11 protein-coding genes are annotated in these 14,901 nt (G+C 69.2%); 3 read left to right on the forward strand and 8 right to left on the reverse strand.

Annotated features, from left to right (window positions below):
* Nucleotides 1–88: 88 nt before the first annotated feature.
* From ABT147_RS01065 to ABT147_RS47260, 6 genes are all read right to left on the reverse strand, one after another.
* Nucleotides 89–1,444, reverse strand: coding sequence for an ABC transporter substrate-binding protein (locus ABT147_RS01065; protein ID WP_351401337.1), 1,356 nt, complete (start codon nt 1,442–1,444; stop codon nt 89–91).
* A 101-nt stretch (nt 1,445–1,545) separates the two neighbouring features.
* Nucleotides 1,546–2,307 carry a DeoR/GlpR family DNA-binding transcription regulator gene (locus ABT147_RS01070; protein WP_351401339.1) on the reverse strand — a complete coding sequence of 254 codons (762 nt, stop codon included), beginning with the start codon at nt 2,305–2,307 and terminating at the stop codon, nt 1,546–1,548.
* Nucleotides 2,308–2,615: 308 nt separating this feature from the next.
* On the reverse strand, nt 2,616–3,929 hold the full coding sequence (locus ABT147_RS01075; RefSeq protein ID WP_351401342.1) for a hypothetical protein: 1,314 nt from the start codon (nt 3,927–3,929) through the stop codon (nt 2,616–2,618).
* A 255-nt stretch (nt 3,930–4,184) separates the two neighbouring features.
* A complete protein-coding gene (locus ABT147_RS01080) occupies nt 4,185–4,784 on the reverse strand; it encodes a dihydrofolate reductase family protein (protein WP_351401344.1) in 600 nt (199 codons plus the stop codon).
* A 138-nt stretch (nt 4,785–4,922) separates the two neighbouring features.
* A complete protein-coding gene (locus ABT147_RS01085; RefSeq protein ID WP_351401346.1) occupies nt 4,923–7,253 on the reverse strand; it encodes an eCIS core domain-containing protein in 2,331 nt (776 codons plus the stop codon).
* 334 nt (nt 7,254–7,587) lie between these two features.
* Nucleotides 7,588–8,004: a hypothetical protein gene (locus tag ABT147_RS47260; RefSeq protein ID WP_502983010.1), complete on the reverse strand. Its 417-nt coding sequence runs from the start codon at nt 8,002–8,004 to the stop codon at nt 7,588–7,590.
* 245 nt (nt 8,005–8,249) lie between these two features.
* Between ABT147_RS47260 and ABT147_RS01095 the strand changes: the two genes are divergently transcribed.
* Nucleotides 8,250–10,013, forward strand: coding sequence for a hydroxysqualene dehydroxylase (locus ABT147_RS01095; protein WP_351401348.1), 1,764 nt, complete (start codon nt 8,250–8,252; stop codon nt 10,011–10,013).
* A gap of 89 nt (nt 10,014–10,102) precedes the next feature.
* Here the strand turns inward: ABT147_RS01095 and ABT147_RS01100 are convergent, their stop codons facing one another.
* Complete coding sequence (locus tag ABT147_RS01100; protein WP_351401350.1) at nt 10,103–11,080, reverse strand: trypsin-like serine peptidase; 978 nt, start codon at nt 11,078–11,080, stop codon at nt 10,103–10,105.
* Between the two features lie 346 nt (nt 11,081–11,426).
* Between ABT147_RS01100 and ABT147_RS01105 the strand changes: the two genes are divergently transcribed.
* A complete protein-coding gene (locus ABT147_RS01105; protein ID WP_351401352.1) occupies nt 11,427–12,824 on the forward strand; it encodes a DUF2716 domain-containing protein in 1,398 nt (465 codons plus the stop codon).
* Between the two features lie 185 nt (nt 12,825–13,009).
* Nucleotides 13,010–13,585 (forward strand): AMIN-like domain-containing (lipo)protein, encoded by a 576-nt coding sequence (locus tag ABT147_RS01110; RefSeq protein ID WP_351401935.1) that lies wholly within the window; start codon nt 13,010–13,012, stop codon nt 13,583–13,585.
* Between the two features lie 94 nt (nt 13,586–13,679).
* Here ABT147_RS01110 and ABT147_RS01115 read toward each other — a convergent pair whose 3' ends face one another.
* Nucleotides 13,680–14,879, reverse strand: a complete 1,200-nt coding sequence (locus ABT147_RS01115; RefSeq protein ID WP_351401354.1) for a serine hydrolase domain-containing protein — start codon at nt 14,877–14,879, stop codon at nt 13,680–13,682.
* Between the last annotated feature and the right edge of the window lie 22 nt (nt 14,880–14,901).

Here is a 14,901-nt window from a genome sequence, read left to right on the forward strand (position 1 = left end):
CCATCTCGTCGTGGTACGCGGTGACGTAGTCGGCGACGGGAACCGCGGCGATCCCGAGGCTCCAGGCGGCCGGCCGGGCACGTCCGGATCACTGGTGCTTCGCGGCGACTTCCTCGGCGAGCTTCTGACCGTCGTTCAGCGCCTTGTCCACGCTGGTCTGGCCGGCGATGGCCGCGGAGATCTCCTGGGTCACCTTGGTCCCGAGGTCCTGGAACTCCGGGACGGCGACGAACTGGATGCCCACCGTGGGCCGGGGCTGGACACCCGGGTCGGTGGGGTCGGCCTCCTGGATGGACTTCAGGGTGATGTCACCGAAGGCCGCGGCGTCCTTCTGGTACTCGGGGATCTCGTAGGTGCTGGCCCGCTTGCCGGCCGGGACCCGTGCCCAGCCGAGCTTCTCGCCGACGAGCCGCTCGTACTTCTTGCTGGAGGCCCACAGCATGAACTTCGAGGCGGCGTCGGCCTTCTTCGTGGTCTTCGGCATCGCCCACGCCCAGGTCCACAGCCAGCCGCTGCTCTTGGTCTCCACCACCGGCGCGTAGGCGTAGCCGACCTTGCCGGCGATCTTGCTGGACTTGGGGTCCTCCAGCGATCCGGCCGCGCTGGTCGCGTCGTACCACATCGCGACCTTGCCCTGGCTCATGGCGTTCAGGCACTCGGTGAACCCGGCCTGCGGGGCGCCCGCCTCACCGTGCTCGCGCACCAGGTCGACGTAGAAGTCCGTCGCTTCCTTGAACTTGGCGCTGTTGACCTGCGCCTTCCAGTCCTCGGTGAACCAGGTGCCGCCGAAGGTGTTGACCATCGTCGTCAGCGGCGCGCCGAGCTCGCCCCAGCCCGGCAGACCGCGCAGACAGATGCCCTTCATCCCCGGGCGGGCGCCGTCGACCTCGGCGGCGGCGTCGGCGACCTGCTGCCAGGTCGGCCGCTCGGGCATCGTGACGCCCTTTTCCGCCAGGACCTCCTTGTTGTACATCAGGAAGGAGGACTCGCCGTAGAACGGCAGCGCGTACATCTTGCCGTCCCCGCCGGAGAGCGACTGCACCATCGGCTTCAGCAGGTCGCCCTTGTCGAAGCTCTTGTCCTTGTCGGCGTAGGAGTCCAGCTCGTGCAGCCAGCCGTTCTCGTGCCAGACGGGCACCTCGTAGGCGCCGACGGTGGCGACGTCGTACTGGCCGGCCTGGGTGGCGATGTCCTGGGTGACCTTGTCGCGCAGTTCGTTCTCGGGAAGGATCGTGAAGTTGACCTTGATGCCGGTGTCCTTGGTGAACGTGCCCTTCGTCAGCTCCGCGATGTCCTCCATCTGCGGATTGCCGACCATCAGCACGTTGATGCTCTCCCCGTCGCCGCCGGAGCCGGTGGAGCCGCCCGCCCCGCTGCAGGCGACGAGCAGCGAACCCGCGGCCGTGGCCGTGATGAGGACATGAGTGATTCTTCTTGTGCGCATGACTGACTCCAGGGGTGTTCGAGGGCGTGAGGAACCAGGCCCCCGGCCTTGCGGGGCAGGTTGAGGGGAAGGGCGAAAGGGAGAGGGAGAGGAACTGTGGCTCAGGCCTGGATGACCTGGGGACCCAGCAGTGAGTAGCGGTGGGCCTCCGTTGCGGGCAGCCCCGCGTCGGTGACGATGGCCTCGAAGTCCGTGACGTCCGCGAAGCGGCAGAAGCTCACGGCGCCGAACTTCGTATGGACACCGGAGAAGATCCGGCGCCGGGCGGCCCGCATGACCTGGGCCTTGACCTCGCTGACCGCGGGATCGGGGGTGGTGAGTCCGTACTCGCGGGAGATACCGTTCGCGCCGACGTACGCCAGGTCGATGACGAAGCCGGACAGCATATGGGTCGCCCAGTGGTCGACCGTGGCGAGCGTCCCGCCGCGCACCCGGCCGCCGAGGAGCAGCACGGTGATGTTCTCGGCGGAAGCCAGGTCGCCCGCCGTGGCCAGCGAGGAGGTGACCACGGTCAGGGGGCGGTCGCGAGGGAGGGCGGCGGCGATGAGCTGCGGGGTGTAGCCCTCGTCGATGTAGATGGTCTCGGCGTCCCCGAGCAGTCCGGCTGCCGCGGTCGCGATCCGGGACTTCTCGGGGACATGCATGGTGGTGCGGAAGGCGAGCGTGGTCTCGAAGCCCGCGCTCTCCACGGGATGGGCACCGCCATGGGTACGCCGGACCAGCCCGTGCTCCTCCAGCACGTTCAGGTCGCGCCTCACGGTCTCCTTGGAGACCCCGAGGTCGGCGGCGAGCTTTCCGACCTCCACGGATCCGGTACGGCGTGCCGTCTCCAGAATCCAGCGCCTTCGCTCCTCGGTGTCCACGGCGACACCTCCGTTCCACGGCTCCGCGCGATGGTGCCCGCGCCAGAAGATTTCCGGAGCCCTGCCCGTTTGGGCGTCCGGTGGCTAATTTCTACAAGCAGGCAGACCCGCTGACCAGGTTCGTCGCGCGGCACTTCGTGACCGAATGTGACCGTTTTCCGAACTCCGGAAGCCCTGCACAAGGCGGTGGAGGCCGCCGGGGTGGGCAGGCCTGTTGCCTGCTTGTCCGCTGAGCGTGCCCGTTCGGTGCCCGTTTCCCCTGTGGATCAGGGCATCGGAGCGGAGGGGGCGCGCGGGTCAGTGATGGTCTACGGATGGCTCCGGCACACGGACCAGACCTCTGCCAGCAGTGCCGGGTAGTCCTCGCCGAAGGTGACCACGCCCGCGTACACCGCGTCCAGGGCCGCCTGGAGCGGGTCGGCCTGGGCGGCATCGGTCAGCGCGGGGAGTGCCATGTGCGGCTGCGACATCCGCAGGGACGGGTCCGGGGCGCCGAAGACGACCGCCATGGTGTGCGATCCCATGGCGTATGGGATCGGGGCGCCGTCGGGCAGTGGTGCGGGCGGGCTCGACGGTTCCAGCGCGGCAGCCGCAGGGCCCACCACCGCCGGTGACTCCTGTGAGGGATCCGGCACGGGTTCCCCCTCCCCCGCCGGCACAGGCGGTTGGAAGGGCGGCCGCTGAGGCGGGACGGCCCGGCCGACGGTCCTGTCCGGGACACCCGGGTCCGAATCCAGTACCCGCCACAGGCGGTCCGGGTCGTCGAAGGGCGGCGGCAGGGGGCGGCCTTCGGTCAGGGCCGTGAGTGCGTCGGCGATCCAGTCCAGGTGGGTGAGGCCGGCCCGCTCGCAGGCCCGGCGCGCCGCGAGCACGGCCACCGAGCGCTGGGCGGTGGGGCCGGCGGCGTCGATGGCGTGCGGGAGCGCGGGGTCGAAGGCGAGGAGGCCACGGGCGTTGCCGACGGCCTCGCGCAGGGCCTGGCTCGGCAGGTGTCCGCCCCATTCCCATCGTTCGTGGGCGAGGTCGCTTTCTCGTTCCGCTTGTTCCTGGGCAAGGCGGGCCCGGCGTTCGGCTTCGGCGCGTTCGGCGGGTGTGGGAGGGGGCGGCTGCCGGCGGGCGTACTCATGCCGGTGGGCGGCGTCCTTCGAGGTCTGCTTGATCACCTGGTCGGGGCGAGGCGGGGCGGGCCAGAACTGCAGCAGGTATCTGTCGAGTTGGGGTTCGTCGTCCATCCGGGTGTCCTGCTCGCGGGCCGCGTCCATGCCGTTGGCGCAGTAGCGCACCCGGTAGTCGATCTCTTCCAGGTGCAGCTCCCAGACGTCCTCCCCTCCCCACTCCACGAGCGCGCTCTCGGCGGACAGCGGGCGGAAGGACACCTCCACGACGTCCTCCCAAGCCGGGTCCAACGGCGGCGCCTGGTCGTGGACTTCGACGGTGAAGCCGACGTTGCCGGTGTGCAGCCCGGTCGTCAGGTGCAGCGCACCCGGAACCGCCGCCCCGCACAGTCCGCTGGTCTGCCCGGCGAACGTCTCCGCGAGACCTGGGCCGACACTGTCCGGGTCGCTCTCCACGTAGATCTGGCTGTAGTGGACGTGCACCTCGCCATCGACCGGCCTACGCACCTCACACCCTCCCCGACACGGACGCGCACCCTACACGGCAGTTGCGCGGAGGCGTCACGGACGACGGCACGGACGGCGTCACAGAAGGCGTCACGGACATCGCGCCTCGCGACGAACGGCGTCGGCCGAGGCCGGTGAACGGCGGGGCTGCCTGGAGCATGATGGGTGGGCTTCCTCGTGGGGCGGCGGGACAGGGATCGCGCGGCGGCCGGAGGTGGGATGCCCGCGGCTCGGCCATCCCGTCTGCGGCCGGGGCTACTCGGAAAGGTGGCTCTCACGGCGCACCCGATAGCGCAGGTGAAGCACCCGGTTGCCCTGAATCACCACGTCAGGATCCTCCAACAGGTGCTGCGCGTGGACCGACCCGAAGTAGCGCTTGCCGGACCCGAACACGACGGGTACGACGTCCATGCGCACCTCGTCGACCAGGCCCGCGGCAAGCACCTGGCCGCCGACGTCGCCGGCGGCGACCTCGACCACGCGGTCACCCGCGAGCTCCCGCGCCTTGGCCACGGCTGCCTCGACGCCGTCGACGAAGTGAAACGGCGCCTCGGCGTCCCAGCCCTCGGGCTCCGGCCGGTGCGTCACGACGACCACGTGGTCGATCCCGCCCGGTGGCTTCCCGTCCCAGCCGTCCGTCAGGTCGAAGACGTGGCGGCCGACGATCGTCACCCCGATCTGGTCCCAGTACGGCCGGATGTAGTCGTAGGACGTCTGCGACACCTTCACCATGCCGCTCTCGTCCAACGGGACGTCACCGCTGGACAACCAGTCGAACAGCGGTCCGGGCTGGTCGTTCTCGTCCGCGACGAAGCCGTCCACCGACACCGAGCTGTACATGACCACCTCGCCCACGGGGCTCTCCTCTGGTTCGGGGCGCCCCAAATTAGCGTGTCGTGAGCTGTCGCTCCTGTAAGAAATCAATCGGCGCATCAGCCTCACCGAAGACTTCGCATGGTGAAGAGCCGGAAACGTACAGGTACTTCCCTGGCCCTACTCGATGATCGCGCGCCTCACCTTCTTCTGCTTCTTCCTCTTCACGACGACCTCCTCGACCCCTGCCACCAGAGGCACCGTTCCATCGTTCTCCGTCGACGCGCTCTCCCCCTCAGGCACTTCCAGCTGCTTGAGGAGTATCTCCGTGTCGTGGCGGCGGGTTTCGATCGCTTCGTGGATTCCTGTGAGCGACGCGGATATCTTCGGCACTTCGTCAAGTTGCCGCCTCAGGGCCTTGCGTCCGTCCGGGCCCGGCGGATCTTCCATTCCGGCGATCTGCGCGCGGAAGGTCTTCACGTCCGATCGTGCTTTGTCGATCCGCTCGGCGAGTTCATCCAGCGAGGCAAGCACCTGGTCGGAGTCCGCGTAGCGGAGCTTCGGATCTTCTTGGAGGCGTTTCCGTACCTCGTCCATGCAGGCGTCCATCTCCTGGACGGCCGTGTCGAGCTTCTCGGTGACGTCGGTGAGGCTGGAAAGCAGCTTCCTCTTGACGGTTCCCGGCTGATGCCGCTGAAGGTCTTCCTCCCGGTTCAGCATGTTGTACGGGATGCCGAAGTTCTGGGCGATGTCCATCACTTCGTGGAGCGGATGGTAGGCGAGTTCGCTCGTGTGATCGTAATCGAGGCGCCAGAAGGCGAAGGTTCCCCAAGCGACGGCGCTGATTTCGTCCAGCGTGCCGCCCACTGTCTGCGCCACATTGAGCATCCGCATGGCGGTGAAGGACGAGCCCGCCCATACGGGAATGTTGTGGCGGCGGGCGAGGCGGGTGTTGTCCGCGGACTCGCGCCGGGTGGAGGGCTGGGACCTGAGGACGCCACCCGGCATCCGGGTGACTTCCTGACCCCGGTCCCCGTCCGCGGCGATCCGCTTTCCCTCCTTGTCGATCGCCGTGGTGCTCAGGCCCTGGCCCGGCTGATCGACAATGGTGTCATTGCCATGGAAGGGGGCGTTCCAGTGACGGTGGGTGCCGAAGTATTCCATGAGGTCGTGCAGCACGATGATCTTGTCGCGGAAGCTGAACTGTTCCGGATCCACCAGAACTTTCCACATGCCGCCCCGGATGCCCGTGCGCAGCTGTTTCCGGACATCGTCAGACAGGTCTTCGTTCTTCTGGATGACACTGTCGAAGAACTTCTGGTAGTGGCCGATCTCGTGGCCTCCGTGCGGGTCGGGGGCGTCCGAGATTCCTGTTTCCAGCTCCCGTCGGACACCCTTCCACTTCGCCTTGTCCGTATCGGGTGCACCGCTTTCCTGACCCTCGATCCAGCCGCGGATCCGGACGAACAGGGTTTCCAGGTGGATCTCGACGTCCGAGTCCCCCTTGACCTTCTGCGCCAACTCCTTCTCGCGGTGCCGGTTCTCCTTGGACCCGACCCAGCCGAGCAGCGCCCGCGCGAAGTCGCTGTAGGAGTTGTAGGACCGTTTCTGCTGCTTTGATCCGTACAGCGGATGCGACTTCTCGACCCGCGTGCCAGGTGTTGCGACCGTCCACTTCTCCAGTTGCGCTTCGACGGCCTTCTGGTTCTTCTTCAGCGCCTCCTTCTCCTCGTCGGACAGGCCGTTCGCGCCACTCTTCTCTTTGCCGGCCTCCTCGAGCAGGAAGGCGAACACCTGGTTCAGCCTCGGGTCCGGTTCATTGAGGGCGGCGGCCGCGGCAGCGCTGAAGTCGACGCCACTCCCTCGTCCGGTCACATGCATCGTGACAGCTCGCTGGATCGCCATGGTGGCTCGCGGGGCTTGCTGCCCGCCGCCGGCCGGTACGGGGGTCCGACCGGACACGGGCCGATCCGACATGACGTCGTTCGCCACGGACTCGGCTTCCCGCTCGTGCCGGTCCGACGGGTCGGAGAGGCTGATGCCTCCACCGACGTGGGATCCCTCCACCCGGCCCTGGCTCTGCTGCTCCGTGTGCCACAACTCGTGGGCGATGACGTGCTTGTTCTCGGCGGCCTTCCGGCTCAGCACGATGTGATGCCCGGAGGTGAGCGCCTCGGCCCCCAGCTCGGCCGTGGACCGGTCCGCCTCCTCGCCCGTGTGCATGCGCACGTGGTCGAACCGCGTTCCGTCGAAGCGCTGCTCCATCTCGCGCTGCAGGGCGGGCTCCATCGGCCGGCCGGCCGAACTCAGCACATCGTGAACGGCCAGTCTCCGCTGCACGGGTGCGACGGCCGGAAGGTCGTGCTCGCATCCGGTGCCGTGGACATGTGCGTCCTGATCGTTCGCGGGGCCCGGCGTCGAGGTCGCGGAGCGCAGCCGTTGGATCATCGTGGTCACCGCCGCGTTGCCCGCTGCGCGGTGCAGCGCCAGCAGAGCGGCGTCACCGGTCATCGCCGGGGCCGTCGGCTTCCCCGCCGAGCCGGACCGATCCCGCCTCCTCCCGGGGTCACCGTGGCCAAGGTCTTCCCGCCGTGGAACCATCCCGCTCCTCCCCGAGCCCTTCGAGTTACCCGTATAGCCCGGGTCCGGCCGGCCGGACCAGAGCCGAAGGGGCACCTCTGAGGGCAGATGAGGGCAGAGATGGTGATCACGCGGCAGGCGAGGGCGAGGAGGGCCTCGGGTGGCGGCCGGCTCCGTGATGAGGAGTTCGCGCTGCCAGAGGTACAGAGCGCTCCGGTCTTGCCTCCCCGTGTCGGGTCCCGTTACGTTGCGGCGAAGTTTCTGATCAGGTACGCGGTCCGTACACGCTGGAGGTCGCTCGGGGCATCGTGGACGCGGCCGGTGAGCTCGGCGTCGAGCCGAGAGGCCGGCCCATCGAACGGAAAAGAATTCGAGCCCGAGGCCGAGCGCCCCACTCGGTCAGTGTCGATCCGCGCACCGAGGTCGAGCGGCGTTCCGGCCGCCGATGTGCGGCCGGACGGGAGGGCGAAGGTGGCGGCGCACGTGCCGACGCCGTGACCTCACCCGTCCCGGGTCCGTGCGCCCGGGAAGACCTCCTGGTGCTGGAGCCGGTGCCGGGCCACGGCACCACAGTCCGCGGCGACTGCGACGCACCCCACCACCTCCAGCAACCGCGATCCGGGCCGGCCTCCCGCAGTGCCTCCAGCAACTCCCGCTCCGACGCGGTCAGCCACGCGGACACGACCTCGCGCTCCGGAGGCGCGACGGGGCCCCTTCCGACGCGAGCACCCCTGACCGCAGGTCACCATGCCCCGGTCGGTCCAGGTGCCTCGCCGCACATCGTCGGGGCGCGTCGAAGGGCGTCCGGGGACGTCGAGGTGATGCGGCATCAAGCCAAAGTGGTCCGGGCTCCGTCGGTCGCCTTCCGGGATCGGTGTGCCGCTCCTATCCTCGTGCGCCAATGGTTACCGAAGGTAAGAGGTGGCGATGAGCGGCACCACGCGCAGAGGGTTCCTGGGTACGGCCGCGGCAGCCGGCGGTGGCGTCGCTCTCGGAACGCCCCATCGAGCCGCGGCCCGGAGCGGTGCCGACCCACACACCGTGGCCGTCCTGGGCGGGGGTGTCGCCGGGCTCACGGCGGCGCACGAACTCGCCGAACGCGGCTTCCGGGTCACGGTCTACGAACGCAAGGCGCTGGGCGGCAAGGCCCGCAGTATGGACGTGCCCGACAGCGGCACGGGCGGCCGCGCCCCGCTGCCCGGAGAGCACGGCTTCCGCTTCATCCCGGGGATCTATCACAACCTGCCCGACACCATGCGGCGCATCCCCTTCCCCGGCAACCCGGGCGGAGTCCACGACAACCTCGTCGCCCCCAAGGAGATGCTGTTCGCCCGCTCGGGCGGCCGCGAGGACATCCGGATCCCGCTCCCCTGGCCGGACACCACCCCGGCCGAACTCACCCCCGACGAGATCCGGCGCGCCCTCACCTCACTCCTGGACACCGCCTTCAACCTCCCCCTCCACGAGGCCCTCTACTTCGCCAACCGCTTCCTGGTCTTCCTCACCAGCTGCGACGAGCGCCGCGACGACGCCTGGGAGCGGATGCCGTGGTGGGAGTTCGTACGGGCCGGGCGGATGTCGTACGACTACCAGCGGATCCTCGCGGTCGGCATCACCCGCAACATCGTGGCCACCAAGGCGGAGGAGGCCAGTACCCGTACGGTCGGCACGCTGCTGGAGGCCTTCGCCTTCAACCTTCTCGGCCGGGGCGCGGACGGACCGCTGGACCGGATCCTCAACGCGCCCACCAACGAGGCCTGGATCGACCCCTGGGTGACCCATCTGAAGTCGCTCGGGGTCGAGTTCCGCATCGGCTGGACCGTACGCGACCTGACGCTGGACTCGGGCCGGATCGCCGGAGCCGTCATCACGGACCCCGGGGGCACCCGTCGGACCGTGACCGCCGACCACTACATCTCGGCCATGCCGGTCGAGCACGCCCGCCGTACCTGGAACTCCGCCGTGCGTGCCGCCGATCCCCAACTGGCCGCGTGCGACCGGCTGGAGACGGACTGGATGACCGGCATCCAGTTCTATCTGACCGAGCGTACGCCGATCCTGCACGGCCATCTCGACCTCATCGACTCCCCCTGGTCACTGACCGCGATCGCCCAGGCCCAGCACTGGCCGAACCACGACTTCCCCGCCGACTTCGGTGACGGCACGGTCAGGGACTGCCTGTCCGTGGACGTCTCCGAGTGGGACCGGCCGGGCATCCTGTACGGCAAGACGGCCAAGCAGTGCACGCGTACCGAGGTCGCCCGCGAGGTGTGGGCGCAGTTGAAGGCGTCCCTCAACGACAGCGGCCGTACGGTCCTGAAGGACTCCGTGCTGCACTCCTGGTTCCTCGATCCGGCCGTGGACGGGCTCGGCACCCCGAACCCGGTCAACGAGGAACAGTTGCTGATCCATCCGACGGGGACCTTCCACCACCGTCCGCGGTCGGCGACGAGGATCCCCAACCTCTTCCTGTCCGGCGACTACGTGGCCGTACCCATCGATCTCGCCACCATGGAAGGCGCCAACACCTCGGCCCGGCAGGCCGTCAACGCCCTGCTGGACGAGATCGGTTCGGCCGCCGAACGGTGCACCGTCACCCCGCTGTACCGGGCCCCCGAGTTCGAGGCGCTCAAACGCCACGACCGCACCCGCCATCTCCTCCGCCTGCCGAATCTCTTCGACATCGGCTGACAGCGGCCGTCGTACGCGGATCGCCCTGGGCCCGCGGCTACACGGGCCCAGGGCGATCCGAACGGTGGTCAGGGCGATCCGACCGGTGGTCAGGACGACTGTGCGCTCTGGTACAGGTTCTGCGCGTCGGTGCCGAAGTACGGCCCGTACATCCGGTTCGGCAGGAAGTTGTACTTGAAGCTGTTCACCGAGGACAGCAGGCCGGTGCCCGTGGACTCGTTGAACTGGGTGAACCAGGGGCCGCCGCTGGAGCCGCCGGTCATGTTGCAGTTCATGCCGTGGTCGTTGGAGAGCAGGAAGTCACGGTTGGTGGTGCCGCTGCAGTAGATGAACTTCTCCCCGTCGTACGGGGAGGCGGCGGGGAACCCGAAGGCGTACATCGCCTGGTTGTAGCCGGTGTTGAAGGCCAGGCCCTGCCCGCCGACGACGTCCGTCAGCCGCTTCCCGTCCAGCGGGGCGACGACGGCCGCGCCGATGTCGTAGTTGATGTCCTCGCTCGCGGTCCACTGCGGCGTGGCCAGCGTCTTCGTGGCGCTCCACCTGCCGTAGGGGGCCTGTCCGTCGTGATAGCCGGGCACGAAGACCCAGTTGGTGTGCCAGGCGCCCTCCAGTTTCACGCAGTGCCCGGCGGTGATGACGGTGCTCTTGTTGGCGCTGGTGACGGCGTTGCCGGAACACGAGGCCGTACGGCCCTGGTAGGTGAAGAACACCCGTCCGGCCGTGGAGACCACGGCTCCGCCTCCGGTCCAGGGCCCGCCGCTCTGGGGAAAGGCCAGCACCCCGACATCGTTCGGGGCGCCCGGGAGGGTGGGGGCGACGGTCTTCTCCTTGCCCTTGGCGAGCGAGGGCGCCTTCACTTGGGTACGGTCCACGGGCAGCAGATCCAGCGGAGCGGCCTGGCGCATCCGCTCCGTGGTCCAGAACGAGGCGGGGTCGGCGGCGGCCGAGGCCGCCCCGGCGGGCGCGGCGAACACGCCGGTGCCGAGCAACGCGGTCGCGCCGAGCAGGGCGGCGAGGACGGAGCGGGACTTGCGCAAGGGGCGGGACACCCGGCGTATGTCTCTCACGCGTACTCCATTCGCGGTGGGGACGAGGACGAACTCGCGCAACGCAGAGTGCCAGCCCACCCGCAGATTCGACAGGTGCACGTCACAATGGGCGTGAAATCAACCTTGGCCCGGGGCGGTCACTCCTGCGGTTCTTGGGTCAGGTCGTCGTGGCCGCAGGCCACTGCCGCTTTCGCCAAGGCCCGGTCGGCGGTACCGCTCTGAGCCGCCGGCCGATACCGCTCGGCCCGGCGCAGGGGTCAGCACACGCCCCTCCGCATATTGAGTGGCTCGCGACGACCCTCGTCCCGATAATCGGCATGGTCGCGAGCAGGGGCATGCCAAGACTTGGGGAGTTTTGGACGGAGTGGACGCGCTACTGACGGCGTACGACGAGCAAGTGCGGGGGCATGTGCCGGGACGGGCACCCACGGGGGCGGTGGTCGAACAGGACGGGCCTGTCCTTCGCAGTCATTACGGCACCCACGGGACGGTCCGCCACACTCCGCTGCCCGCCGGGTCCACGCCGACGGAGGTGGCTGAGCTGATCCGCCGCTCGCAGTCGGCCTTCGCCGCCCGGGGCGAGCCGGTCGAGTGGCGAGCCTACGGCCATGACCCGGTTGCCCTGGACGAGCCGCTGCGCGCCGCCGGCTTCACGGCGACCGGTCCGGAGCGGACGCTGCTCCTCGCGGACCTGGACGACGTGGCGGACGGCACGAGCACGGTGGCCCCGCCCAAGGGCATGCGTGTGCGTCGGCTGTCCTACGGCTACCACCGCGAGCGGGAGTTGGATCGCCTCGTCGAGGCGGGCGGCCCCTACACGCGTGGTCTCGCGGAGGTTCGCGAGGATCACGGGAACCTGCTGGGCTGGGCCTTGAACGTCCAGCTCCTGGAGGCGGAGACCCGGCTCGTCGGCGTCGGCTGGGCGGAGGCTGTCGGGTCGACGGAGTTCGTGGCCGTGCGCGGGATGACCGGTCCGCATACGGAGTTCCTGCCCAACTGGATCCAGTGGGCCCGCAACGGCCGTTCGCTCCACATGGTCACCGGTGGGCCTGGACAAGCACCGGACCGTCGCCACCTCATGGCCGAGGCGCCCGAGGGTCCGCTCCGCGACGCCCTCCTCGCGGTCGGCTTCAGGGCCGTGTCGACCGTCCGCGGCTACGCATGGACCCCGGCCGGTCCGCCGCCGGCCGCGACCCGCCCCGTCTCCATGCTCATGGACGACCGGGATCACGACGCGCTGTGCCTGGACTTCAGCAACCGCTTCGCCTTCAAGCCCAGCTACACCTACTACCCCGCCATCACGGAGCCGCCCGACTCCGTCACCTGGCACGTCGGGGACGTCACCGACACGCGCCATGTGTACCAGCTCATGCGCGACCTTCCGGACGAGCACCGTGTCGCACGCCTCCAGAGGACCATCGAACGCGGCCTGCGCGCTTGCGTCCGCCCCGGTGAGCAGCTCTACTCGGTCAGCTGGTGGCACCAGGGCTACCGCTTCGACCCGGCCCGCGTCGGAGGCTCCGGCCGACCGACCTGGCCGGGTGCCGCTTGCTGGGAGGGCGAGTACTACAAGCTCCTCACCCGCGACCTGCGCATGGGCACGTTCTGGCACCCCTGGGAGGAGTCCCTGTGCGTCTTCGGCGCCGAACTCCTGGCCGAGGTCGAGCACGACCTCACGGCCGCCCTCGGCACGGTGATGCGTCGCGGCGGCCGCAACACCGGCAACATCTGGACCTTCGAATCGCGCAGCGACCCCGCCTGACGGAACGCGCGGTGACCCCGCCTGACGGACAGGTCGTAACGCGCGACCACACCGGCGTCGGCTCGGCGGCCTGCACACAGCCCAGCCCATTTGCCCCAACTGGCGTACAACCTTCCGGTGCTGCGGGCCGTCTCACCCGGCGTCAGAGTTACGCGACCAGGCGCGACCAGACCAAGGGGGACATGATGCGACGTATCGGAGCGGCGGTGGCGGTGCTCGTGCTCGCGGGCGCCACGCTGGGGACGGCTGCGAGCACCGCGGGGGCGGCCACGGCGGAGGGCTCGCGCGCGGCGGCGGCCTGTCCGACGGGCTGGGGCAGCGGCGCCAAGGGGGGTGCCGCCATAGGGGCCGATCACCTGGAGGACATCAGGACCGGCAGGCACGAGTGCTACGACCGCATCGTGTTCGACGTGCCCGGCGGCGGAGACCGCATCAGCTACCACGCCCATTACGTGGACCGGTTCGAGGCGGATCCCTCGGGCGAGCACATACCGGTCGCCGGCGGAGCGATCCTCGAAATCCGCGTCGGTGCGTGGAGCTACGACCTGGAGGCCGGCGCGCCGACCTACCCGGGCCAGGTGGGCAAGCCCCTGCCCGGCGTCAACATCAGCGGTTACAGCACCTTCCGGGACACCCGGTTCGGCGGCACCTTCGAGGGCCAGACGCAGGTCGCCGTCGGCGTGCGTGCCCGACTGCCGTTCCGTGTGGTCCAGTTGGACGACCGGGTCGTGGTCGACGTGGCCCACAGCTGGACGAGCTAGGGGCAGTGACTCGGCCGGGCCCCCGGCGGGAGTCGGGTCGCAGGTTAAGGCGACCCGCTCCCCGCCTGGGGCTCTCTCGCCGCTGCCCACGAGGTCACCGGCTACCGGTGCCGGGGCCGGTTCGGAGCTGCTCGATCAGCTTCAGCATGAGGGGGCGGGCGATCTCTTGGAGATCCCATTTCCCGTCCTGGACAGCCTGGTTGCTCATCCAGAACACCATCAGGTCACCGCGCACGGAGTGCACGTTCACACCGTACGACCAGTCGTTGCCGCCGGAGTGGGTCGCGAGGCTCCCGTCGGGCATGATGACCCACCCGTAGCCGATGGCGTAGCCGTCGTAACCCGGCAGGCCAGTGGGCGCGTGGGCCTTGAACATCATGGCTCGCACGTCGCGGTCGAGCAGGGTGTCGTCGGACAACGCGCGATGGAAGCGGTACATGTCGTGGGCCGTGGACAGCAGTCCGCCGTTGCCGCGCAGATTCCAGTACGGGCCGTCAGCGGCCCAGCGGTGGTCCAACGGGCGCCCTTGGGAGGCGCCTTGTTCGTCGTACTCCACCGCGATCCGCTCTGTGTCCCAGCGCGGCAGGACGTAGCCGGTGTGCTTCATGCCGGCGGGAGCGAAGATCTGCTCCGCCAGGAAGCGCTCGTAGTCCGTGCCGGAGGCGATCTCGATGACGGCAGCCAGCAAGCTGTAGCCCACGTTGGAGTAGGCGAACTTCGTGCCCGGCGGGGCGACCAGCTCGGACTTGACGGCTGCGTCGATCATCTCCCGGCGGGAGACCGGATCGTAGTCGTCTCCCAGTCCCTCCGGCAGCCCGGAGGTGTGGGTGAGCAACTGGTGAATCGTGATGTCGCGCTTGTCCGCGGTGACAGGTGCGACGAACTCGCTGATCGTGTCGCCGACCCGCAGTTTGCCCGCCATCTGCAGCTTCATGATGGCCACGGCGGTGAACGACTTGGTCATCGACATGATGTCGTACACCGTGTCGCAGCTCGCGGCGATGCGGTGGGCCCGATCGGACATCCCGTGACCGGCGCAGTGCGTGACCTCACCGCCCCGGGCGGCGATCATCGTGCCGCTCCAGTCTCGGGGCAGGGTCCTGTCGAGGATCGCGCGGATCGAATCATCCGTCAGATCGGACGTGGGGGCAGAAGAAGGAGAAGGAGAAGGAGAACCGGAGTCTGCCGAGCGGGCGGCTTCAGTAGAGGCGCCGCCGCTGTTGCTGCAGGCGGTCAGCGCCAGCGCGGAAACCAGTGCGAGCACGACAGGGGCACGGAATGTGGACAGCCTCATGCAAGGTCCTTGCGTAGCTGCC

The organism is Streptomyces sp. NPDC001868, from assembly GCF_040297125.1.
GTDB lineage: Bacteria > Actinomycetota > Actinomycetes > Streptomycetales > Streptomycetaceae > Streptomyces.